Source organism: Streptomyces cinnabarinus (genome assembly GCF_027270315.1).
GTDB classification, from domain to species: Bacteria; Actinomycetota; Actinomycetes; order Streptomycetales; family Streptomycetaceae; genus Streptomyces; species Streptomyces cinnabarinus.
Map to the genome: position 1 here is coordinate 8,810,876 of NZ_CP114413.1, position 21,994 is coordinate 8,832,869.

A 21,994-nucleotide genomic window follows, 5' to 3' on the forward strand; every position below is an offset into this window, starting at 1 on the left:
ATCAGACGGCGTGACAACGTAGAACCAGGAGCTTCCGATGGCGGACGGCGTGCGGCCCGGACCCGACAACCCGATCCGGGTCTTCCTGCTGGACGACCACGAGGTCGTACGGCGCGGGGTGCACGACCTGCTGAACGACGAACCGGACATCACCGTCGTCGGCGAGGCCGCCAACGCCGAGCAGGCGCTGGTACGCGTGCCCGCGCTGCGCCCGCAGGTGGCGGTCCTCGACGTCCGCCTGCCCGACGGCGACGGAGTGTCGGTCTGCCGGGAGCTGCGCTCGCGCATGCCGGAGCTGGCCTGTCTGATGCTGACCTCCTTCGACGACGAGGAGGCCCTGCTGGACTCGATCATGGCGGGCGCGTCCGGCTATGTGCTGAAGCAGATCCAGGGCTCGGACCTGGTGTCTGCCGTGCGCACGGTGGCCGCGGGCCAGTCCCTGCTCGACCCGAGCGCCACCGCCAAGCTGATGGCCCGGCTGCGCCAGGGCCAGGAGACGGAGCCCGAGGCCGACGCCCTGCCCGGCCTGACCGAACGGGAACGGGAGATCCTGGCGCTCATCGGCGAGGGTCTCACCAATCGCCAGATCGGCCAGCGCCTGTATCTCGCCGAGAAGACGGTCAAGAACCACATCTCCCGGCTGCTGGCCAAGCTCGGTGTCGAGCGCCGCGTCCAGGCGGCCGTCATCGCCACCCAGGCCCAGGACCGGCTCCGGCGCGACGGCCACTGAGCCGCCCGGACGGGCCGTTGGGCCGAACGTCCCCCGGCTCGCCCCCGTACGGCCCAAGCTCGATCGAAGCCCCGGTCGGCACGCTGGCAGCGGGTAGCAGGTGCGAATCGACCGAGAGGGCGACGGACATGAGCGTGCGCGTGGGAATCAACGGCTTCGGCCGCATCGGACGCAACTACCTGCGCTTGGTGCTGGAGCGCGCGGAGGCCGCCTCGGGCACCCCGGTCGAGGTCGTGGCGATCAACGACATCACCTCGCCGGCGGCCCTGGCTCATCTGCTGGCGTACGACTCGACGTATGGCCGCCTCGGCCGCACCGTCGAGCACGACGACAGCTCCATCACCGTCGACGGGCATCGCGTCGCCGTCACCGCCGAGCGCGACCCGGCCGCCCTGGCCTGGGGCGACCTCGGCGTCGACGTCGTTATCGAGTCCACCGGCCGCTTCCGCACCCGGGAGCAGGCCGGGGCACATCTGACGGCGGGCGCGCGCAAGGTGCTGCTGTCGGTGCCGGGCAAGGGCGTCGACGCCACGATCGTGATGGGCGTCAACGAGGGCACGTACGACCCGGAGCGGGACCATGTCGTGTCCAACGCCTCCTGCACCACCAACTGCGTGGCGCCGATGGTGAAGGTCCTCGACGAGGGCTTCGGCCTCGTCAAGGGCCTGATGACCACCATCCACGGCTACACCAACGACCAGGTGGTCCTGGACGGCCCGCACAAGGACCCGCGCCGCGGCCGCAGTGCCGCCGTCAACATCATCCCCACCTCGACCGGCGCCGCCCGCGCCGTCGGCCTGGTTCTGCCGGAGCTGGCGGGCACCCTCGACGGCATCGCCGTACGCGTCCCCGTCGAGGACGGCTCCCTCACCGACCTGAGCGTCGTGCTGGAGCGGCCCGTCACCGCGGAAGAGGTCAACGCCGCCTTCCGGGAGGCCGCCGACGGACCGCTCAAGGGCGTCCTGCGGGTGTCCGATGCCCCGATCGTCTCCCGGGACATCGTGGGAGACCCGGCCTCGTGCGTCCTGGACGCCCCGCTCACCCAGGCCCACGGCGATCTGGTCAAGGTCTTCGGCTGGTACGACAACGAGTGGGGCTACACCAACCGGCTGCTCGACCTCACCGAGTACGTCGCCGCCCGCCTCCCGCGCGGCTGACGAGAAGCGGCAGGGGCCGTCGATGGGGAACCCGGTCCGCACCGGAGCGTGCGAGGAGGACGCCATGACAACGCGGCTGGATGAGAAGACGGTGGCGGAGCTGGTGGCCGACGCCACGGCGGCCCCGTCCATGCACAACGCGCAGCCCTGGCGCTTCCGCTTCCTGACCGGCGAGGGTGTCGTCCAGCTGCATGCCGATCCGGAGCGGGCCATGCCGCACTCGGATCCGGACGACCGGGCGCTGCACATCGGCTGCGGCGCGGCGCTGTTCAACCTGCGCGTCGCCGCGGCCCACGCCGGCCTCGTACCGGAGACGCGCCTGCTGCCCGAGCCGCAGGATCCGCTGCTGCTGGCCGCCGTGCGGCTGGCCGGCCCGGCCGGGCGCCCGCAGGAGGACGACCTGGCGCGGCTGTACCCGGCGATCCGGCAGCGCCACACCAGCCGCCACCCCTTCGCCGACAAGGACGTGCCCGAGGACGTCCGGGCCACGTTGCGGGAGGCCGCTGCCCGCGAGGGGGCCGGGCTGCACTTCCCCGGCGTCTGGCATGCCGAGACCATGCTCGACCTGGTGCGCGACGCGGAGAGCCGCGACGTCATGGACCCCGACGCCAATGAGGATCTGGTGCGCTGGACCCGGCTCGGGCCGGAGGCGGACCTGGCCGTCGACGGGGTCCCCGAGTACGCCTTCGGGCCGCGCAAACGGAGTGGCAGGGCTCCCGTGCGGGATTTCGCCGGGCGACGGCGTGTCGCCGACCGGGGCGCCACCGCCTTCGAGCACACCCCGCATCTGGCGCTCCTGAGTACCGTCGGCGACCATCCCGCGGACTGGCTGCGCGCCGGCCAGGCGCTGGAGCGCGTTCTGCTGGAGGCCACCCTGGCCGACCTGGCCACCTCTCTGACCTCCCACGCCCTGGAGGACCGCGAGCTGCGCCTGCTGGCCCGCGATCCGGGCTCGGGCACCGGCCAGGTTCAGATGGTGGTGCGGCTCGGCTACGGACCGAGGGGCGCTGCCACGCCCCGCCGCCCGGTGGGAGACGTGCTCGACGTCCTGTGAGCCCGGCGGCGGGCCGCGCAGCCGAGTCAGGCCCCGGACGGCTCCCCGGACCCGGACGGCTCCGGGGCGGGCAGCATCGTGAGCAGCATGACGCTGGGCTCGCTGGCGTGCACCGAGTGCGGCAGCCGTGCGGGCAGGTGGATCCAGGTCCCGGGCGTGGCCTCGGTCTTCACGTCGCCGAGGACGAGGTCGAGGTGGCCCTGGACGACCTGGATGACCACGGGCAGGGCCGAGGTGTGCTCGGTCAGTTCCTGGCCGGCGGCGAACGCGAAGCCGATCACGCGCAGGCGGTCGTCGCGGTACAGGACGCGGCTGAGGGTGCCGTCCTCGGGCACGGTCAGTTCGGCGACCAGGTCGGTGAGCACGGTGGCGGACATGGCGGGTTCCTCCTCAGGACTGGGGCGGGGTGGGAGTGGCGATGAGGCTGATGGCGCCGAGGTGGGCCTGGTGGCGGCGGAAGACCTGGCGCATCTCCAGGACGCGCTGCCGGGCCACTGGGTCGCGCAGGGTACGGCCGGCGATACGAACGGCCTGCCCGAACCCCTCGTCGGAGATGAGCCGGCGGGGTTCCAGCAGGGCCATCGGAGTCATCCGGTGCGCGGTGACGGTGAAGCCCTCGTCGGTGAGCAGGGCGGCCCAGCCGCTGGGGGTGAGCGGGCGGGCGCCGACGTGGATGGCCCCGCCCAGATCCCTGGTGATCGCCTCGGTGTGTTCCTGGCCGAGGTCGTCCGGCAGCAGGCACAGCTCGTGGATGGCGTACCGGCCGTCAGTGCCGGCGAGCAGCCGCCGGGCTTCGCGCACGATGCGGCGTTTGGCGGGGTCGGGCTGCATGGTCAGCATGGCCTCCCCGTACACGACGGTGGCGCTGCCGGTCGGCAGACCGGTGTCCGCGGCGTCGGCCCGCACGGCCATCACGGCGGTCGTGCCCGACGTGGTCAGCGTGGCCAGGCCCGCCACGGCGGCGGGGTCGCGGTCGACGGCCGTGTAGGAGCCCGGGTCGCGGGCGAGGGTCAGACGGGCGGTGGCTCCCAGGCCTGCGGCCAGTTCCACCACCCGGTCGTCCGGGCCGAGGAGCAGGTTGTCGAGCATCCAGCAGGTCAGTTCCACGCCCCCGGGGCGCAGGACGCGCTTGCCCAGGCGGGCCAGCAGCCAGTGGCCGGGCATGCGGGTGGCGTCGAGTCCGGCGCCGGGAAGGGGGATGTGCTGCCGCAGGTCCGAAGGGTCCATGGATGTCATGCTCGTGCCTCGCTCTCTGCCCGCATCGGTGTTACTTAGGTAAACCTAACTAAGTGAGGGAGGGGATGCGGGGGCCGAACGTCCCGAGTGCGGGGCCCAGTGGGTCCGTTGTGTCGCACGGTGAAGTCCCTACACGTCGAACAGGTCGGTGCTGAGGTAGCGCTCTCCGGTGTCGGGCAGGACGACGACGATCAAGGCGCCCTTGTGCCGCGGGCGTTGGGCGAGCGTGGTGGCGGCGTGCAGGGCCGCTCCGCCGGAGACTCCGGCGAGGATGCCCTCGGTGCGGGCCAGGCGACGGGCCTGCGCCTGTGCCTCGGCCAGGGAGACCCGGCAGACCGTGTCGTACACCTCGGTGTCCAGGACGTCCGGGACGAAGCCGGCACCGAGGCCCTGGATGCGGTGCGGGCCGGGGGAGCCGCCGGACAGGACGGCGGACTCCGCCGGTTCCACGGCCACCACGGTGATGCCGGGGTTCTTCTCCTTGAGGACCTGCCCGACGCCGGTGACGGTGCCGCCGGTGCCGACGCCGGCCACCAGCATGTCGATCTGCCCGGCGGTGTCCTGCCAGATCTCCTGAGCGGTGGTGCGGCGGTGGGCGTCGGGATTCGCCGGGTTGCGGAACTGCTGGGGCATGAACCAGTCGTGCATCTCGGCCAGTTCAGCGGCGCGGGCGACGGCGCCCGTCATGCCCTCGGCGGCCGGGGTGAGGATCAGGTCCGAGCCGTAGGCGCGCAGTAGGGCGCGCCGCTCGGTGCTCATGCTCTCGGGCATGGTGAAGGTGACGGGGTGGCCCTTGGCGGCGGCCACCATGGCCAGGCCGATGCCGGTGTTGCCGCTGGTCGGTTCGACGATGCGCTGCCCGGGCCGGAGTGCGCCGACGCTTTGGGCGTCCTCGATCATCGCCAGGGCGATGCGGTCCTTGACGCTGCCGCCGGGGTTGGCGGACTCCAGCTTGGCGACCAGCCGCACGGGCAGGTCCGCGCCGAGGCGGCGCAGTGCCACCAGAGGGGTGCGGCCGATCAGTGCTGTGATCGAGGGCGCGATCGACGCGTGGGGAGCCGTCATGTTCGTCCTTCTTTCTTCTCCGCCGGGGTGAGGAACCCGGCGTGGGTCGGCGTCGCGGTGCCGCCGGGGCGGGCGGTGGCGGACGCGGGTGCCGCGTGGACGCGGGAGCGGGCGGGGACGTCGCGCAGGACGAGGGCGTGCGCGCCGATGATCGTGTCGTGGCCGACGTGGATCGGGCCGAGCACGGTGGCGCCGACGCCGAGGACGACGCGGTCGCCGACGGTGGGATGCCGCTTGGCGGTCTTCGTGTCGGTCCACCAACCGGTGCCGCCGAGGGTGACGCGGTGGTAGAGCATCACGTCGTCGCCGACGACAGCCGTCTCGCCGATCACCACGCCCATGCCGTGGTCGATGAAGCAGCGGCGCCCGATGACGGCACCGGGGTGGATCTCGATCCCGGTCAGGGCGCGGGCGAGCTGGGACAGCAGCCGGGGCACCAGCGGTACACCGAGCCGGTACAGCCGGTGGGCGAGCCGGTGGGACCAGATCGCCCACAGGCCGGGATACAGCAGGACATCGACCACGTGGACGCCGTGCAGGGCGGGGTCCTTGCGGCAGGCCGTCCGGAGGTCTTCGAAGAGCATGCGCGTCTTTCTGTGGGGCCCGGTTACAGCAGGCTGCTCCAGTACGGCCAGAACCGGGTGAGGGCGAGTAGTGCGATCACCCCGTACCAGGCGGCGAGCAGCATCCAGTGCGTGTCCCGGACGATGTACAGGACACCTCGGGGGACCGGGACGATCCCCTGTTCCAGGCAGTGCACGGTCAGGTACCAGAACAAGGCGATGGTGACGACCCACACGACGGCGCAGTACGGGCAGATCTTGTTGAGCTCGTAGAGCGACTGGACGATCAGCCAGTGGACGAACACCACCCCCACCAGCGCCCCGGCGTCGAGAGCCAGCCACAGTCGGCGGTGCAGGCGCGCCCCGGAGAGCACAGCGATGCCCAGGGCGGTCACGGCGGCGAAGGCGCCCAGTCCGAGCAGCATGTTGGGGAAGCCCAGCAGGCTGCCCTGCGAGCTGGACATGACGCTGCCGCAGCTCACGACGGGGCTGATGTCGCACGGCGGTTGGTAGCCGGGATCGCGGAGCAGCCGCCAGCCGTCCACGGTGAGCTGGAAGGAGGCGAGCCACCCGACGACCCCGGCGACGACCATGACCACGCCGGTACGGCGCCGCGCGCTCACCGCCTCTCCGCGCCGGATGGCCGCGGCGTCGGGGGCGAGCGCGGGGCCGTGGCTCATGCGGCCCGCCGGGAGCCGGAGGCCGACCGGGCGCGGCCGGCGGTCGCCGGGGTGGGGGCCGGGTTGGCCCGGCGCCGGTAGACCAGATACGGGCGGGCCAGGTACCCGATGGGCGCGCTCCACACGTGCACGAGCCGGGTGAACGGCCAGGCCGCGAAGAGCAGGCAGGCGGTCAGGGCGTGCAGTTGGAACAGCAGCGGGGCGCCGGCCATGGCCTCGGGCTGGGGCTGGAGGACGAACAGGCCGCGGAACCAGACGGAGACGGTGGAGCGGTAGTCATAGCCGCCGCCGAAGACGTTGTGGGAGGCCGTCGCGGTGATGCCGAGCAGGACGGTGGCCGACAGCAGCGGGAAGAGGAGCTTGTCGCTGCGGTCGGTGCCGAGCCGGATCTGGCGGTTCAGCAGACGCCGGGCGCACAGCATGCCCAGCCCGGTGACCATGGTGACGCCCGCCACCGAGCCCGCCCAGACGGCCACGGTGTGGTAGGTGTGCTCGGTGATGCCGACCGCCTCGGTCCACGAGTTCGGAATGGCGAGTCCGGCGACATGCCCGGCGATCACCATGAAGGCGCCCAGGTGGAACAGCGGGCTGCCCCAGCGCAGCCAGCGGTGTTCCAGGAGCTGGGTGGTGCGGGAGGTCCAGCCGAACTGGTCCTGGCGGTAGCGCCAGACGTGGCCGACGGCGAACACGGCGAGGCAGATGTAGGGGATGGCGACCCACAGGAGCAGGTCGGCGCCGCTCGCTGCGGCGAGAGGGGCAGGTGCGGCGCTCATCGGGATCCTTCCGGGTGCGGCGGAGTGGACATGGGCGGAACGAGCGTGGGCGATGCCTGCTCGGGCGGTACGAACGCGTCCGGCGGCGCGAACTCGCCCGACCCGTAGGGGTCGAGGCCGACGTCCTCGTTCGGCGGGCCCTGAGCGGCCAGCTCGGCCACCGCCTGCAGATCTGCCTCGGTGGCAGGCGGCAGGAGGGTGAGCAGGGCGGCCAGGACGTGCCGATAGGGCGAGTCGGCGTCGGTCAGGGCACGCTGGATCAGTTCGAGACCGCGCCGGTGCTGACGCAGGGGTGCCTCGCCCGCCCGGGGGCCGCCGAGCGCCGCGAACTCCAGGACGACCGGGAGGTGGTCGGGCAGTTCACTGCCGTCGGTGTCCCAGCCGGCGGCGCGGTAGCGCTGGGCCAGGGTGAGCAGGGCCATGCCGCGGCGGCGGGTGTCGCCGTGCAGGTAGTAGGTGAGGTAGAGGCTGCTCTTGCGGCGCAGGTCGAACATCTCGACGTAGTGCCGCTCCAGGGCCTCCGGCTCCTGCTCCGTGCACCAGGCGGTGTACGCGGCCAGGTGCTCGGCGGCGGGCGAGGGCGGCAGCGCCTCGACGGTCGCGGTCAGCACCGGGCGGGCGGCGGCGAGTTCGGCGTCCGGGTACTGCAGCAGCAGGGAGCACAGTCGCAGCACCAGGGTGCGGGACTCGGCCTCCTGGGGCGTGGTGCGGGACGGGCGGCGCACGGCCGCGCGGACCTTCGTGCGGACCAGGGCCGGGATGGTGGCGGGCAGGGGGCTCACGGGTTGCCTCCGGCGGTCTTGCGGCGCAGGGTGGGGATGCCGAGCATGACGCGGCCGCTCTGGGCGGGCTCGCCGGAGGATTCGACCGGGCAGCGGTTCTCCATCGCGGTGAGCGCGGCGGCGTCCTCCTTGTGCGCGGCGGGGACGACGTACCGGTCCTCGTACTTGGCGACGGCGAGCAGCCGGTGCAGGTCCTCGGCCTCGCGTGCGGTGAGCCCGACGGCCTTGAGCGGCGCCTCGTCACCGGCCTCGCCGAGGGTGCGTTCGCGCATGTACGAGCGCAGCGCGGTGAGCTTCATCAGTACTCCGGCGACGACATCCGTGTCCCCGGCGGTGAACAGCTCGGCCAGGTACTCCAGCGGGATGCGCAGCCGGGTGACGGCGGCGAACACGTGGTCGGGGTCGTCCTGGTTGCCGCCCGCGTTGTCGACGGCGTCGAGGACCGGGGACAGCGGGGGCACGTACCAGACCATGGGCAGGGTGCGGTACTCCGGGTGCAGCGGCAGGGCCACCTTGTACCGGGAGACCAGGTCGTACACCGGGGAGCGGCGGGCCGCGGCCAGCCAGTCCTCGGGGATGCCCGACTCCCGTGCCGCGCGGGCCACTTCGGGGTCGTGCGGGTCGAGGAAGACGTTGCGCTGGGCGTCCAGCAGGTCCTTCTGGTCCGGGGTGGCCGCGGCCTCGCCGACACGGTCGGCGTCGTAGAGGAGCAGGCCCAGGTAGCGCAGCCGTCCCACGCAGGTCTCGGAGCAGACGGTGGGCTGGCCGGCCTCGATGCGCGGGAAGCAGAAGGTGCACTTCTCGGCCTTGCCGGTGGCGTGGTTGACATACACCTTCTTGTACGGGCACGCCGTGACGCACATGCGCCAGCCGCGGCACTTGTCCTGGTCGACCAGGACGATGCCGTCCTCGACCCGCTTGTACATCGCGCCCGACGGACAGGCCGACACACAGGCCGGGTTGAGGCAGTGCTCGCACAGCCGGGGCAGGTGGAAGAGGAAGGTCTGCTCGAACTCGAACTTGACCTTCTCGGCCCACTCGCCGCTCAGGTTGGGGTCGGCGCCGGCGTTCTCGGCGGCGCCGCCGAGACCGTCCTCCCAGTTGGCGCCCCAGGTGATGTCGGTGGGCTTGCCGGTGAGGACGGAGCGGGGGCGGGCCACCGGCATGTCCGGTCCTGCGGGGGCGCTGACCAGGTTGTCGTAGTCGTAGGTGACGGGCTCGTAGTAGTCCTCGATGCTCGGCAGGTCGGGGTTGGAGAACAGCGACAGCAGCCGCTTCACCCGGCCACCGGAGCGCAGGACCAGGCGCCCCTTCTTGTCGAGCATCCAGCCGCCCTTCCAGTGCTCCTGGTCCTCGTAGCGGCGGGGGTAGCCGACACCGGGCTTGGTCTCGACGTTGTTGAACCAGGCGTACTCGACTCCGGTGCGGTTGGTCCACGTCTGCTTGCAGGTGACCGAGCAGGTGTGGCAGCCGATGCACTTGTCGAGGTTCATCACCATCGCGATCTGTGCCATGACGCGCATGTCAGTACTCCACTTGCTGGCTGCGGCGGCGGATGACGGTGACCTCGTCGCGCTGGTTGCCGGTCGGGCCGTAGTAGTTGAAGGCGTAGGTGAACTGGGCGTAGCCGCCCGCGAGATGGGTCGGCTTGAGCAGCAGCCGGGTCAGGGAGTTGTGGATGCCGCCGCGCTTGCCGCTGATCTCGGTCTTCGGCACGTTCACGTTGCGGTCCTGGGCGTGGTACATGTACACCGTGCCCTCGGGCATCCGGTGCGTGACCACCGTGCGGGCGGCGACGACACCGTTGCGGTTGTACGCCTCGATCCACTCGTTGTCCTTCACGCCGATCTTCTCGGCGTCGACGGTGGACATCCAGATGGTCGGGCCGCCGCGGGACAGGTCGAGCATGTACTTGTTGTCCTGGTAGTTCGAGTGGATCGACCACTTCGAGTGCGGCGTCAGATAGCGCACCGTCACCTCGGCCCGGCCGGCCTCGTGCAGCTCCTCGTCGCCGTAGTGCCGGGGCGTGTTCAACGGCGGCCGGTAGACGGGCAGTTGCTCGCCGAGTTCGGCCATCCAGTCGTGCTGGACGAAGAAGTGCTGGCGGCCGGTGAGGGTGTGCCAGGGCTTCATGTGCTCGGTGTTGATGACGAACGGCGAGTAGCGGCGCCCGCCGGTCTCCGAGCCCGACCACTCGTAGGAGGTGATCACCGAGCGGGGCTGGGTGCGGGTGTCGGCGAAGGTGATGCGCTCGGCCTCGCGCTCGGCGGAGAGTTCCACCAGGCCCTCGCTGCCGGTCTGGCGCTCCAGCTCCTTGAAGCCCTCGGTGGCGAGGCGTCCGTTGGTGGTGCCGGACAGGGCGAGGATCGCCTCGCACATGTCGCTCGCGGTGGCCAGCGAGGGCCGGCCGGCCGCGATGCCGTCGCGGACGGTGCCGTTGCGGCGGCGCAGGTCCTCGATCTCGCGGTCCGGGTGGACCGTGACGCCCTTGGTGGTGGTGCCCAGGGTGTCGAGGAGGGGGCCGACGGCACGCATCTTCTGTGCGATCGCCGTGTAGTCCCGCTCGACGACGGCCAGCTTCGGCATGGTCTTGCCGGGGATCGGCTCGCACTCGCCGGTCCGCCAGTCCCTGACGACGCCACCGGGCTGGGCGAGTTCGTCGGGGGTGTCGTGCAGCAGCGGTACGGCGATGACGTCGGTGCGGGTGCCGAGGTGCTCCTCGGCCAGTTCGCTGAACCGGTCGGCGAGGGTCAGGAAGGTGTCGTAGTCGGTGCGGGCCTGCCAGGGCGGGGCGATGGCTGGGGTGAAGGCGTGCACGAAGGGGTGCATGTCCGTGCTGGACAGGTCGTCCTTCTCGTACCAGGTCGCGGCCGGCAGGACGACGTCGGCGAGCAGGCCGGTGGAGGTCATCCGGAAGTCCATGCAGACCATCAGGTCGAGCTTGCCCTCGGGTGCCTCCTCCCGCCAGGCCACGTCCTTCGGGCGGTGCTCGGGCGGGGTCTCCTCGGAGCGGACCGCCGCGTCGGTGCCCAGCAGATGGCGCAGGAAGTACTCGTTGCCCTTGCCGGAGGAGCCCAGCAGGTTGGCGCGCCACACCGTCAGGACCCGGGGGAAGTTCGCCGGGTCGTCGGGGTCCTCGACCGCGAACTTCAGCTGCCCCGACTTGAGTTCGTCGACGATGTGCTCGGCGACCTGCTTGCCGCGGGCCTTCGCCTCGTCGGTGAGGTCGAGCGGGTTGCGGTTGAAGCCGGGGTGACCGGGCGTCCAGCCGAGCCGCACCGCCTGCGCGAGGCAGTCGGCGAAGCCCTGGCCCGTGAAGCGCCCGGTGCCGAGCGGGGAGGCCAGCTCCTCGGGCCCGAACGCCTCGTAGCGCCACTGGTCGGAGTTCAGGTACCAGTAGGAGGTGCCCGCCATGTGCCGGGTGGGCCGCTGCCAGTCGAAGGCGAACGACAGGTGCTGCTGCCCGGTGACCGGGCGGACCTTCTCCTGGCCGACGTAGTGCGCCCAGCCGCCGCCGTTGACACCCTGGCAGCCGGTCATCGTCAGCAGCGCCAGGAAGGCCCGGTAGATCGTGTCCGAGTGGAACCAGTGATTGGTGCCCGCGCCGAGGGCGATCATGGAACGGCCGTTGGTGCGCTCGGCGTTGCGGGCGAACTCGCGGGCGATGCGGGCGGCCTGCTCGGCCGGGACCGAGGTGATCGTCTCCTGCCAGGCGGGGGTGTAGGGCTCGGCCTCGTCCTCGTACGACGTGGGCCACTGGCCCGGCAGGCCGGGGCGGTGGACGCCGTACTGGGCGAGCATCAGGTCGAAGACGGTGGTGACCAGGCGGCCGCCGATCCGGCGCACCGGCACGCCGCGCACCAGGACCGAACCGCCCTCCGTGGCGCCCTCGTCGAAGCGGGGCAGCGCGACCTCGGCCGTCTCCTCGGCCCGCTCCAGCAGGCTCAGTTCGGGCACGACCTCACCGAGGTTCAGGTTCCAGTTGCCCTTCTCCTGTGCCCAGCGGAAGCCGAGCGAGCCGTTCGGCACGACCGGTTCGCCGGTGGCCGAGTCGAGGAGGACCGTCTTGGACTCGGCGTGTTCCCCGTCCTGGCCCAGGTCGGCCGCGGTGAGGAACCCGTCCGGGGTCAGTCCGCGCTCGTGCTCGCGCAGGGTGATCAGGAAGGGGGCGTCGGTGAACTTGCGCAGGTACTCCTGGAAGTACGGCACCTCGCGGTCGACCAGGAACTCGCGCAGGATCACATGGCCCATCGCCATCGCCAGCGCCCCGTCCGTGCCGGGGTGCGGGGCGAGCCACTCGTCGGCGTGCTTGACGTTGTCGGCGTAGTCGGGGCTGACCGCGACGATCTTGGTGCCGTTGTAGCGGGTCTCGGTGAGGAAGTGCGCGTCCGGGGTGCGGGTCACGGGGATGTTGGAGCCCCACATGATCAGGTAGCCCGCGTTCCACCAGTCCGCGGCCTCCGGTACGTCGGTCTGGTCACCGAAGACCTGCGGTGAGGCGACCGGCAGGTCCGCGTACCAGTCGTAGAACGACAGCAGCGTGCCGCCGATCATCGAGTGGTACCGGGCGCCGGCGGCGAACGACGCCATCGACATCGCCGGGATCGGGGAGAAACCGGCGACGCGGTCCGGGCCGTACTTCTTGACGGTGTGCACCTGGGCGGCGGCGACCAGCTCGCTCACCTCGTCCCAGTCGGCGCGCACCAGCCCGCCCTTGCCGCGGGCCCGCTTGTACGCACGGGCCTTGGCCGGGTCGCCGGTGATCTCGGCCCAGGCGGCGACCGGGTCACCGAGCCGCTTGCGGGCCTCGCGCCACAACTTGAGCAGCTCGCCCCGGACATAGGGGTAGCGGACCCGGCTGGGCGAGTAGGTGTACCAGGAGAAGGAGGCCCCGCGCGGGCAGCCGCGCGGCTCGTACTCCGGGCAGTCCGCGCCGATCGACGGGTAGTCGGTCGCCTGGTGCTCCCAGGTGATGATGCCGTCCTTGACGTACACCATCCAGGAGCAGGAACCGGTGCAGTTGACTCCATGGGTGGAGCGCACCACCTTGTCGTGCGCCCAGCGGTCCCGGTAGAAGCCCTCCCACTGCGGATCGCCCTTGCCGAACACGGCACGGCCGTCGGCGGACACCTCACTGCGGGTAAGGAGCCTGCGCGCGGCCAGCGGCCAGCCTTCGCCGGCCCGCGTCGCCTGACGCCGTGCGTTCTGATCGTTCTCCATGGCCAGGACGCTAGGCGGCGCACCCCGCTCTCCACCCGGGGCTGCCCGGTCCCTGGCCCACGGCCTACCGGCCCAATATGGCTGGTCACAGTAGGGACCAATGGTCCCGGTGCTGGGTCCGGTCGGCCGGGGGGACGATCATGCCCGGCGTTGCATGCTGGCCGTGATCGAACCGCAGATGCCCATCTGTACCACCGCATTCTGTGCCTGCCAGGCGGCCCGATCCATCGTCCCCGGCCGCCGCACACGAGGCGCGGGTACGGCGCGTGGCGCCCGGTTCGGTCGTGCGCCCGGCCGCCCGTCGCGGCCGGGCGCGACATCCCCCTCCCCGGTGCCCACGCCCCGGAACGCACGACACACCCGCACCGGTCGGCCGGGCCGACCGTGACCTGCTGGAGAACCGTCATGAGCGCGCTCACCCTCGCTTCGGCCCCCGAGGACGCAACGGCCCTGGAAAGCGCCGAGGCACATCACGCCCGCCTGGCCGGGGAACTGGCCGGGCGGGTGAGGATGCTGTTCACCGCCAAGGACCGGGACCCGAGCGCCGCGGAGAAGATCCACGCCGGGCTGGTGGCCTTCTGCGACCGCTCGCTGCTGCCGCACGCCGCGGCCGAGGAAGCCACCCTCTACCCGGCCGCCCACCGCATGCGCGAGGCCCGCCTGCTGATCGAGAGCCTCATCGGCGAACACCGCTGCCTCACCGCACTCGTCGACGCCTTGCGCACCGCACCCGACCCGGCGTCCGCCGCGGCCGACGCCCGCGCCCTGCAAGTGCTCTTCGAGGAGCACGTGGCCAAGGAGAACGGCCTGGTCCTGCCGCTGCTCGCCATGACACCGGAGGTCTCCCTGGCGGCGCTGCTGGAGGACATGCACCAGCACTTCGCCACCTACCCGTCCACCGAGGACATCCAAGAAGACCGGCACCACGAGGAAGGACACGACATGCACGACGAGGGAATCGAGGAGCCTGGCGGTTGCGGCGGCGTGTGCGCCTGCGGCGCCCAGCAGGCGGACGAACCCGCACTGGACGTGCGGGAGGTGCCCCACGCCATCCGTCACGCCACGGTCTTCGGCGCGCTCGACGCCGTCCCGGCCGGCACCGCGATGGTGCTGATCGCCCACCACGACCCGCTGCCGCTGCTCGCGCAGATCGAGCAGCGCAATCCGGGGGTCTTCGCCGTGGAGTACCTCGAACGAGGCCCCGAAGCCTGGCGGCTGCGGTTCAGTCACCGCTGACCGGAACCCACTCACCCCCAAGGAAGGACAGCACATCATGGACGGAACGCACCGTCGGGCCGGCACCCTGCTCGGGACGGTCGGCGTGGCCCTGGTGGTGGCCGGGCCGGTCATGCTGTGGCGCGGCCGCAGCGGCAGGAAGGAGATTCGTACCGAGCTGGCAGCTCAGAAGATCGCCTTCCCCTCGCGCGGGCTGCCCGCCGAACTCGCCGCCCATGCGGGCCGACGGGTGGAGACCGGCCCCGAGGCGCACGCCTACGCCGAGTTCATCAAGGGCAATCTCGCCCATGCCACCGGCGGCCGCACCTATGCCGAGATCAGTGCCGAGTTGCACGCCGCCGGAGGCGACGACGAGAAGCTCGCCGAGCTGCGTCAGACCGCGTTCATGGGCCAGTCCCTGCGCGCTTCGCTGATGTCCGCCTATCAGGCCTGGCATCTCACGACCCTGGTCACGGGCCTGGGCGCCGCGCTGACCGGCCTCGGTGCCGCCTTGCTGGCCACCGCGGACGCCCTTGCTCCGCACGGCCCGAACCGCCCCTAGAGGGACCAGTGGCGGCCCGAACCGGTCCGAGAGGGACCAACGGCGGCCCGAACCGCTTCGACAGGGACCAACGGCCCCGTTGGACAAGACCATCGGCCGCCGCGCCGACCACCGCCACCGGTGGATGCTGACGGCGACCGATCCGGAGGTATCCCGTGCACGACCACATCGACCGCCCCCGAGGCCGATCCCACCGCTGTCGCTCGCGGTGGACGCCGCGCCCGGCCCGGCCCGGTCACCGTCCGGCCGCCCGCCTCGTCTGCCCCGACTCCAGGGCGGCCGGACACAGCCCCAGGGCGCTGGGCAGGGCCGTGCGATGAACGCTCCCGCCCAGGCCATCCGCCGGCAGCGGCACGACGCGGGGGAGCGGCCCTTCATCGTCATCTGGGAGTCCACCCGGGCCTGCCCGCTGGCCTGTCTGCACTGCCGCGCCGAGGCCGTGCCCCTGCGCGACAAGCGCGAGTTGGACACCGCCGCGGCCAAGGACCTGCTGCACCAGGTGGCCGCCTTCGGACAGCCCGCGCCGCTCTTCGTCATCACCGGCGGCGACCCGTTCCAGCGCCCCGATCTGAACGAACTCATCGCCTACGGCAAGGAGGCCGGAGTCCGGGTCGCGGTGTCCCCGTCCGGTACCCCGACGCTCACCGAGGAGCGGCTGCGCGAGATGCACGCGGCCGGCGCGGTCGGGCTCTCGCTGAGCCTGGACGGGTCCACCGCCGAGACCCACGACACCTTCCGCGGGGTGCCCGGGGTGTTCCGCTGGACCCTGGACGCCTGGGACGCGGCCCGCTCCCTCGGCATGAAGGTGCAGATCAACACCACCGTCGCCCGGCACAATCTGCACGACCTCCCCGACATCGTCCGCCTGGTCGCCGAGCACGGGGCGATGCTGTGGAGCGCCTTCTTCCTGGTGCCCACGGGCCGGGGAAAGAGCCTCGGCGTGCTGTCCGCGACCGAGGTGGAGGATGTCCTCAACTTCGTCTTCGACGTGGGCCTGACCGTGCCCGCCAAGACCACCGAGGCGCACCACTTCCGCCGCGTCGCCCTGCAGCGCCAGATCCTCGCCGCCAAGGGCGAGGACCATGTGGCCGCTCTCGGACTCGGCCCGCTGTACCGGGAGTTGACCGGGCGAGTCGCCGAGCTGGGCCTGGACAACGCGGCCCGCCGGGTACGGCGCCCGCCCCTGGACGTCAACGCGGGCCGCGGTTTCGTCTTCATCTCGCACACCGGCACCGTGCACCCCAGCGGCTTCCTGCCGCTCGGCGCCGGAAGCGTGCGCGAGACACCGCTGACGGAGATCTACCGCACCTCGGAACTGTTCACCGCCCTGCGGGACCCCGACCGGCTGGGCGGCCGCTGCGGGGCGTGCGAGTTCCGCAAGGTCTGCGGCGGCTCCCGGTCCCGGGCGTACGGCGTCACCGGGGATCCGTACGCCGAGGAACCGTGGTGCGGATACGTCCCCGGATCCTTCCCGCACCAGCGGGAGTTGGCCGCGCTGCTGCCCGGCGACGCGGGTTCGGCACAGCACCGAGCGGGTTCCGCACCGCATCAAGCCGATTCGGCACAGCACCAAGGGGTGGCATGACCAGCATCACCGGCGGGCCCGCCGGGACCGGCGCCGCGAGCGGACCCGCCAGATATCCGAGCAGGTTCAGGGCGTCCGGTGTGAAGGCCCGCCATCTGCGCGCCCACGTTCTGGTCGTGGCGTGGCTCGCCCTGGCTCTGCTCGCGGTCGCGGCGCAGGAGTCGCTCCCGGTGGCCCGCTGGCTGGCGGTGCACATGTTCCTGCTCGGTGCCGTCACCACCGCCATCCTGATCTGGAGCGAACACTTCGCCGTCGCCCTGCTGCACGCGAAGATCCCCGACGAGCGCTGGAGCACCGCCCGGCTCGCGACGGCCAACCTCGCCGTGGTCGGACTGCTCATCGGCGTGTGGAACGCGACTCCCGTACTCACCGCCGTATCCGCCGCGTTGCTGGTGTCCGCGGCCACCGCACACCTGGTGGTGCTGGTCCGCCTCGGGCGCGGCGCGCTCGGCGGCCGGCTCAAGCCGATCGTCTCCTACTACCGGGCGGCCACGGCGGCCCTCATCGCCGGCGCCGTCCTCGGCTGGCTCCTGGCGGGCGGCGGTGCCGGGGGCCCGGACCGGTACGCCGGGCTTCGGCTGGCGCACCTGCACGTCACGCTGCTCGGCTGGATCGGTCTGCCGGTCCTGGGCACGCTGTTCATGCTGTGGCCGACCGTGCTGGGCGTCCGGATGAAGGACCGCACCATGAAGGTGTCCCGCTGGGTGCTGGGCCTGACCGGCGGCGGGCTGCTGGTGTCCGTCGCCGCCCTGGCCGTCGGCTGGCGCTGGCCGGCCGCGGCGGGCCTCGTCCTCTACGCGGCCGGAGCGGCCCTCGCCGCCCACCTGTTCATCCGTACCGTGCACGGCAGCCGGCCGGTGTCCGCGGCGGCGGCCTGGATGCTCGCCGCGGCCACCTGCTGGCTGCTGATCGCGGTGGCGGCGGACCTCGCCTGGCTGGCCGCCCGGCCGCTGGCGGCGGCACAGGCCGGGATCGACGCCCTGCTCCCGGTGCTGCTCGTCGGCTTCGTCGCCCAGATCCTGATCGGTGCGCTCACCTACCTGCTCCCGGTCGTCCTCAGCAAGGGGCCCAACGACCGTGTCGCCGTACGGGCGGTCCTCGAACGGGGCTGGCTGCCGCGGCTGGTGGCGCTCAACACCGGCGTCGCGCTGGCGGCACTCCCGCTGCCCGGCCGGGCAGCCACGACCGGCGTACTGCTGGCCGCGCTCGCCGGTGCCGCGTTCCTCGCACTCACGGCGTCCGTGCTCGTGCGCACCGGCCGGAGGCCGTCGCCGGACGCGGGCACCGGAGTGCGGCCCGCCGTGTGGGGCACGGCCGCGGGCGTCGCCCTCACCCTGCTGGCCGTACTCGCGGCCAACAGCGGCGGGGACACCGACGACTCGTCCGTCGCCTCCGCGGCGGGAGGCGGCGCCGCCACCGTGACCCGCACCGTCGACGTGACCCTCGCCGACATGCGCGTCCGCCCGGCCCGGATCGAGGTCACCGAGGGAACGGCACTACGGCTGAAGGTCACCAACGCCGACGCCCAGCGCCACGACCTCAAGGTCGGGGACGGCCCGTCGACTCCGTTGCTCGGCAAGGGCGACAGCCACACCCTCGACGTGGGAACCGTTACCGAGGACCGCGAGGCGTGGTGCACCCTGCCCGGTCACCGGGCCGCCGGGATGACCATGGACATCGTCGTGAAGGACGGCGCGGCGACCCACAGCGGCGGACACGAGGGACACACCACCGTGGCCACCGACGAGGGCTTGGATCTCTCCGCCGACTTCTCCGACGGCTGGCAGGCACGCGACGCCGAACTGGCCCCCGCGCCCGGCGGCACGGTGCACAAGGTCGAACTGCACGCCGCCCACACCACGGTCGAAGTCGCCCCGGGCGTCAAGCAGCAGATGTGGACCTTCGGCGGCACCGCACCCGGCCCCACCCTGCGCGGCAAGATCGGCGACGTCTTCGAGATCACCCTCGTCAACGACGACGAAGGCATGGGCCACGGCATCGACTTCCACGCCGGCGCCCTCGCCCCCGACAAGCCCATGCGCACCATCGAAGCGGGCGAGCGGCTGGTCTACCGGTTCCGTGCCGAGAAGGCCGGGGCATGGCTGTACCACTGCAGCACCTCACCGATGCTCCAGCACATGGGCAACGGCATGTACGGCGCCGTGATCATCGACCCGCCCGGTCTGGCGAAGGTCGACCGCGAGTATGTGCTGGTCTCCTCCGAGCTCTACCTCGGCACACCCGGCAGCACCGCCCAGGTGACGAAGATGCGTCAGAACACCCCGGACGCCTGGGCGTTCAACGGCATCGCGAACCAGTACGGGAAAGCGCCCCTGAAGGCGAAGGCCGGAGAGCGGGCCCGCTTCTGGGTCATTGCCGCGGGCCCCAGCGACGGAATCGCCTTCCACATCGTCGGCACCGTCTTTGACACCGTGTACAAGGAGGGCGCCTACTCGCTGAAGCCCGGCGACGCGGGCGGCGCGCAGGTGCTGGACCTGGCCCCGGCGCAGGGCGGCTTCGTCGAGACGACGTTCCCCGAGGCCGGGCACTACGCCTTCGTCGACCACGACATGCGCCACGCCGAGGCCGGCGCGCACGGCATGGTGGAGGCGAGCCACTGATGGACACCGTCGGCTGGTGGTCCCTGGTGCGGTTCGCGCACGTGGCCGGCGCCGCCCTGTGGGTCGGCGGCCAACTGGCCCTGTCCCTGGTGATCCTGCCACTGGCCCGCCACGTGCTCGCCTCGGAGGCCAAGGACACCTTCACCGCCGCGGCCGGCCGTCGGTTCGGGATGCTGACCGGAGCCATCTTCCTGCCCGTCCAGCTGGCCACCGGCCTGGCCATGGCCTGGCACAAGGGCGTCACCTGGGCCTCCCTCGCCGAACCCGGCTACGGCCGCACCCTCGCGACCAAACTCGCCCTGTTCGTGGTGGTGATGCTCGCCGCTGCCGGACACGGCATCGCGCACGCCAAGGGGCGCGCCGAGCTGGCCCGGGCCCTGGCGGTCGTCTCCCTCGTCGGCTCCCTCGGCGTCGTCCTGCTCGCCACCGCACTGCCCGCCACATGACCGGCGCCCACGACGAAGAAGAAGGAGGCATCATGCGCACCCGGACCGTCCTGGACGCAGCCACCATAGAGTCGCTCCTGGCGGCCGCCGTGGCCGCACCGTCGATCCACAACACCCAGCCCTGGCGCTTCCGCCTCGACCACGACAGCCAGGTGCTGGAGGTCCGTTCGGCGCCGGAGCGGACACTGCCGCTGACCGACCCGACGCACCGCGCCCAGTATCTGTCCGTGGGCGCCGCGGTCTTCAACCTCCGCCTCGCCGCCGTCCACCTGGGCTGGCGACCGGACGTGCGGCTGCTGCCGGACCACCGTGATCCCGGCCTTCTGGCCGCCGTACGGCTGACCGGCCCGCTCGACCCGGACCACGAGCCGTCGGACTCCGGGCTCTACCAGGCCATCGCACGGCGGCACACCAGCCGGATGCCGTTCACCGGCCGCCCGGTGCCCGAGCCGATCGTGGCGGAGATGACCACGGCCGCGCAGGCCGCGGGCGCCCGCCTGCACGTACCGGACTTCGCCGGGAGGCGGCGTCTGCTGCGCCTGACCGCCGCGGGCGAGGCCCGTAACCACTCCCACCCGGACCGCGCCGCCGAAACCCTCGCCTGGATCAACGCCCCGGGAGCGGACAGCTCCTACGGCATCCCCGCCTCCGCCCTCGGCCCGCCGGACGCGGGCAGGCGGATACCGATGCGGGACTTCACCGGCCCCCGGTCCGTCGTCCACCGGCCCGCGCTGTTCTTCGAACGCCACATCCAGCTGGCCCTGCTGTGGACGCCCCACGACCGCAGGGACGACTGGCTGCGCGCCGGGCAGGCCCTCCAGTACGTCCTCCTCACGGCGACCGCGCACGGGCTGCGCACGTCGCTCCTGCACCAGGCCATGGAATGGTCCGACCTGCGGGACGCGGTGGCCCCGCCGCGACACAAGCGGTGTCACCCGCACATGCTGATCCGGTTCGGCTACGGCCCGGACGGCCCCGGCACACCGCGAGGACCCGGGGACTGCGCCGCCTAGGACTCCGGCCGGCCGCGCATCCGCAGGCCACAAACCCGGCGACGGCGGCGGCCGGCGCCGGGATACTGGTCGCCCATGGACGAGGTCGAGGTCGTCGTCGCCCATTCCGAGCGTGCGACTCTGCGCGTCGGCGACGTGTTCCTGAAGGTGGACGCCGATCAGGCGCGCATCGACGTCGAGGCCGAGGTGATGGCCCTGGCACCGGTCCCGACCCCGGAGGTCCTGTGGTGCAGGCCGCCCGTGCTCGCGATCGCCGCGGTCCCGGGGACGACGCTGGGGCGCCTGGGCGGGCCGGTGACCGGGTCGCCGGCGGCGTGGGCCGCGGCGGGCGCCGCCATCCGGAAGCTGCACGACGCGCCCCTGCCGCCCCGGCTTGGCCGGGCAGGACGGAGCGTGAGCGAGCTGGTGGCGGAACTCGACGAAGAGTGCGAGGCGCTTGTGACGAGCGGCGCCCTGCCCGCCGACCTGGTCGCCCGCAACCGCCAGGTCGCCGAGGCCGCGCTCCGGCCGTGGATTCCTGCGTTCACGCACGGTGACCTGCAGATCGCGCATGTCTTCGTCCACGGCGACGAGGTCACCGGCATCATCGACTGGTCCGAGGCCGGCCAGGGCGATGCCCTCTACGACCTCGCCACCTTCACGCTCGGACACGAGGAGCGCCTCGACGACGTCCTCGCCGGCTATGGCACCGACGTCGACCTCGACGTGATCCGTGGGTGGTGGTCGGTACGCAGCCTGCTGGTGGTCCGCTGGCTGATGGAGCACGGCTTCGACGCCTTCGCGCCGGGCTGCGAGGTCGACGTGCTGAGATCCCGGATGTGAGCAGCTCCGGAGAGCCCCCTCGGTCAGCTGTGGTCGGCGAGCGCATCCGGTCGAGCCCTGCCGAGCTCACGGCCGGTGACCATCTCCGCCTCGATGCGTACGAACACTGAGTCCCGCAGGGGCATCCAGGACGTGGGGCCGGTCTGCGCGAGCCGCTCGCGCTCGGCGGGATCGGTCACCACGCCGGCCCGTCCGGTGACGACGACGCTCCAGCCGGAGCGGGTCGCCGCGTCGAACTCGTCCACTTCGAAGGCGACGACGACGCCGTCGATGGCGCGGACGAGATCCGAGTCCGACGAGGTGCGCAGCAGCACGGAGGCGTCCGTGTCCAAGGAGAAATTGATGGGGAGGACCGCGGGCAGCGCCTGACGGGTGTAGACCACGCGGCCCACCGGCACCTTGCCCAGCAGGCGCAGGCACTCCTGCCGCTCAAGGGCGCGAAAGGCGTCGTTCTGGAACATCAGTCCATC

General features: G+C 72.2%; 20 protein-coding genes. 10 read left to right on the forward strand and 10 right to left on the reverse strand.

Annotated features, from left to right (window positions below; genetic code table 11):
* Positions 1-37: 37 nt before the first annotated feature.
* From STRCI_RS39735 to STRCI_RS39745, 3 genes are all read left to right on the forward strand, one after another.
* Complete coding sequence (locus STRCI_RS39735; RefSeq protein ID WP_269663873.1) at positions 38-730, forward strand: response regulator; 693 nt, start codon at positions 38-40, stop codon at positions 728-730.
* Between the two features lie 128 nt (positions 731-858).
* Positions 859-1,887, forward strand: coding sequence for a type I glyceraldehyde-3-phosphate dehydrogenase (gene gap, locus STRCI_RS39740; protein ID WP_269663874.1), 1,029 nt, complete (start codon positions 859-861; stop codon positions 1,885-1,887).
* Positions 1,888-1,951: 64 nt separating this feature from the next.
* Positions 1,952-2,941: an Acg family FMN-binding oxidoreductase gene (locus tag STRCI_RS39745; protein WP_269663875.1), complete on the forward strand. Its 990-nt coding sequence runs from the start codon at positions 1,952-1,954 to the stop codon at positions 2,939-2,941.
* Between the two features lie 26 nt (positions 2,942-2,967).
* Here the strand turns inward: STRCI_RS39745 and STRCI_RS39750 are convergent, their stop codons facing one another.
* From STRCI_RS39750 to STRCI_RS39790, 9 genes are all read right to left on the reverse strand, one after another.
* Positions 2,968-3,318: a cupin domain-containing protein gene (locus STRCI_RS39750; protein WP_269663876.1), complete on the reverse strand. Its 351-nt coding sequence runs from the start codon at positions 3,316-3,318 to the stop codon at positions 2,968-2,970.
* Between the two features lie 13 nt (positions 3,319-3,331).
* Positions 3,332-4,168, reverse strand: coding sequence for a class I SAM-dependent methyltransferase (locus STRCI_RS39755; protein ID WP_269663877.1), 837 nt, complete (start codon positions 4,166-4,168; stop codon positions 3,332-3,334).
* 138 nt (positions 4,169-4,306) lie between these two features.
* Positions 4,307-5,242, reverse strand: coding sequence for a cysteine synthase A (gene cysK / locus STRCI_RS39760; RefSeq protein WP_269663878.1), 936 nt, complete (start codon positions 5,240-5,242; stop codon positions 4,307-4,309).
* Positions 5,239-5,826: a serine O-acetyltransferase EpsC gene (epsC, locus tag STRCI_RS39765; protein ID WP_269663879.1), complete on the reverse strand. Its 588-nt coding sequence runs from the start codon at positions 5,824-5,826 to the stop codon at positions 5,239-5,241. The genes cysK and epsC overlap by 4 nt, the downstream gene beginning before the upstream one ends.
* A gap of 23 nt (positions 5,827-5,849) precedes the next feature.
* Complete coding sequence (locus STRCI_RS39770) at positions 5,850-6,485, reverse strand: vitamin K epoxide reductase family protein (protein WP_269663880.1); 636 nt, start codon at positions 6,483-6,485, stop codon at positions 5,850-5,852.
* The gene (gene narI, locus STRCI_RS39775; protein ID WP_269663881.1) at positions 6,482-7,258 is read right to left on the reverse strand and encodes a respiratory nitrate reductase subunit gamma; all 777 of its coding nucleotides are present in this window, start codon (positions 7,256-7,258) and stop codon (positions 6,482-6,484) included. Before narI ends, STRCI_RS39770 begins: the two co-directional genes overlap by 4 nt.
* A complete protein-coding gene (gene narJ / locus STRCI_RS39780; RefSeq protein ID WP_269663882.1) occupies positions 7,255-8,040 on the reverse strand; it encodes a nitrate reductase molybdenum cofactor assembly chaperone in 786 nt (261 codons plus the stop codon). The genes narI and narJ overlap by 4 nt, the downstream gene beginning before the upstream one ends.
* A complete protein-coding gene (gene narH, locus STRCI_RS39785; protein WP_269663883.1) occupies positions 8,037-9,563 on the reverse strand; it encodes a nitrate reductase subunit beta in 1,527 nt (508 codons plus the stop codon). Before narH ends, narJ begins: the two co-directional genes overlap by 4 nt.
* A 1-nt stretch (position 9,564) precedes the next feature.
* Positions 9,565-13,260: a nitrate reductase subunit alpha gene (locus STRCI_RS39790; protein WP_269663884.1), complete on the reverse strand. Its 3,696-nt coding sequence runs from the start codon at positions 13,258-13,260 to the stop codon at positions 9,565-9,567.
* Positions 13,261-13,665: 405 nt separating this feature from the next.
* Between STRCI_RS39790 and STRCI_RS39795 the strand changes: the two genes are divergently transcribed.
* The 7 genes from STRCI_RS39795 to STRCI_RS39825 all read left to right on the forward strand — a co-directional run bounded on the left by STRCI_RS39795 (position 13,666) and on the right by STRCI_RS39825 (position 21,524).
* On the forward strand, positions 13,666-14,496 hold the full coding sequence (locus tag STRCI_RS39795) for a DUF2249 domain-containing protein (RefSeq protein WP_269663885.1): 831 nt from the start codon (positions 13,666-13,668) through the stop codon (positions 14,494-14,496).
* Positions 14,497-14,533: 37 nt separating this feature from the next.
* On the forward strand, positions 14,534-15,037 hold the full coding sequence (locus STRCI_RS39800; protein WP_269663886.1) for a hypothetical protein: 504 nt from the start codon (positions 14,534-14,536) through the stop codon (positions 15,035-15,037).
* Positions 15,038-15,353: 316 nt separating this feature from the next.
* Positions 15,354-16,622, forward strand: a complete 1,269-nt coding sequence (locus STRCI_RS39805; protein WP_269663887.1) for a TIGR04053 family radical SAM/SPASM domain-containing protein — start codon at positions 15,354-15,356, stop codon at positions 16,620-16,622.
* The gene (locus STRCI_RS39810; protein WP_269663888.1) at positions 16,619-19,243 is read left to right on the forward strand and encodes a multicopper oxidase domain-containing protein; all 2,625 of its coding nucleotides are present in this window, start codon (positions 16,619-16,621) and stop codon (positions 19,241-19,243) included. The genes STRCI_RS39805 and STRCI_RS39810 overlap by 4 nt, the downstream gene beginning before the upstream one ends.
* Positions 19,243-19,689, forward strand: a complete 447-nt coding sequence (locus tag STRCI_RS39815) for a hypothetical protein (protein ID WP_269663889.1) — start codon at positions 19,243-19,245, stop codon at positions 19,687-19,689. The genes STRCI_RS39810 and STRCI_RS39815 overlap by 1 nt, the downstream gene beginning before the upstream one ends.
* A gap of 32 nt (positions 19,690-19,721) precedes the next feature.
* On the forward strand, positions 19,722-20,702 hold the full coding sequence (locus STRCI_RS39820; protein WP_269663890.1) for an Acg family FMN-binding oxidoreductase: 981 nt from the start codon (positions 19,722-19,724) through the stop codon (positions 20,700-20,702).
* A gap of 75 nt (positions 20,703-20,777) precedes the next feature.
* Positions 20,778-21,524, forward strand: a complete 747-nt coding sequence (locus tag STRCI_RS39825) for a phosphotransferase family protein (RefSeq protein WP_269663891.1) — start codon at positions 20,778-20,780, stop codon at positions 21,522-21,524.
* Between the two features lie 23 nt (positions 21,525-21,547).
* Here STRCI_RS39825 and STRCI_RS39830 read toward each other — a convergent pair whose 3' ends face one another.
* Positions 21,548-21,985: a pyridoxamine 5'-phosphate oxidase family protein gene (locus STRCI_RS39830; RefSeq protein ID WP_269663892.1), complete on the reverse strand. Its 438-nt coding sequence runs from the start codon at positions 21,983-21,985 to the stop codon at positions 21,548-21,550.
* Positions 21,986-21,994: the final 9 nt, after the last annotated feature.

Coding starts and splice junctions, on each gene's coding strand:
- STRCI_RS39735 (WP_269663873.1), top strand. CDS start 38: ATGGCGGACGGCGTGCGGCCCGGACCCGACAACCCGATCCGGGTCTTC.
- gap (WP_269663874.1), top strand. CDS start 859: ATGAGCGTGCGCGTGGGAATCAACGGCTTCGGCCGCATCGGACGCAAC.
- STRCI_RS39745 (WP_269663875.1), top strand. CDS start 1,952: ATGACAACGCGGCTGGATGAGAAGACGGTGGCGGAGCTGGTGGCCGAC.
- STRCI_RS39750 (WP_269663876.1), bottom strand. CDS start 3,318: ATGTCCGCCACCGTGCTCACCGACCTGGTCGCCGAACTGACCGTGCCC.
- STRCI_RS39755 (WP_269663877.1), bottom strand. CDS start 4,168: ATGGACCCTTCGGACCTGCGGCAGCACATCCCCCTTCCCGGCGCCGGA.
- cysK (WP_269663878.1), bottom strand. CDS start 5,242: ATGACGGCTCCCCACGCGTCGATCGCGCCCTCGATCACAGCACTGATC.
- epsC (WP_269663879.1), bottom strand. CDS start 5,826: ATGCTCTTCGAAGACCTCCGGACGGCCTGCCGCAAGGACCCCGCCCTG.
- STRCI_RS39770 (WP_269663880.1), bottom strand. CDS start 6,485: ATGAGCCACGGCCCCGCGCTCGCCCCCGACGCCGCGGCCATCCGGCGC.
- narI (WP_269663881.1), bottom strand. CDS start 7,258: ATGAGCGCCGCACCTGCCCCTCTCGCCGCAGCGAGCGGCGCCGACCTG.
- narH (WP_269663883.1), bottom strand. CDS start 9,563: ATGCGCGTCATGGCACAGATCGCGATGGTGATGAACCTCGACAAGTGC.
- STRCI_RS39790 (WP_269663884.1), bottom strand. CDS start 13,260: ATGGAGAACGATCAGAACGCACGGCGTCAGGCGACGCGGGCCGGCGAA.
- STRCI_RS39795 (WP_269663885.1), top strand. CDS start 13,666: ATGAGCGCGCTCACCCTCGCTTCGGCCCCCGAGGACGCAACGGCCCTG.
- STRCI_RS39800 (WP_269663886.1), top strand. CDS start 14,534: ATGGACGGAACGCACCGTCGGGCCGGCACCCTGCTCGGGACGGTCGGC.
- STRCI_RS39805 (WP_269663887.1), top strand. CDS start 15,354: ATGAACGCTCCCGCCCAGGCCATCCGCCGGCAGCGGCACGACGCGGGG.
- STRCI_RS39810 (WP_269663888.1), top strand. CDS start 16,619: ATGACCAGCATCACCGGCGGGCCCGCCGGGACCGGCGCCGCGAGCGGA.
- STRCI_RS39815 (WP_269663889.1), top strand. CDS start 19,243: ATGGACACCGTCGGCTGGTGGTCCCTGGTGCGGTTCGCGCACGTGGCC.
- STRCI_RS39820 (WP_269663890.1), top strand. CDS start 19,722: ATGCGCACCCGGACCGTCCTGGACGCAGCCACCATAGAGTCGCTCCTG.
- STRCI_RS39825 (WP_269663891.1), top strand. CDS start 20,778: ATGGACGAGGTCGAGGTCGTCGTCGCCCATTCCGAGCGTGCGACTCTG.
- STRCI_RS39830 (WP_269663892.1), bottom strand. CDS start 21,985: ATGTTCCAGAACGACGCCTTTCGCGCCCTTGAGCGGCAGGAGTGCCTG.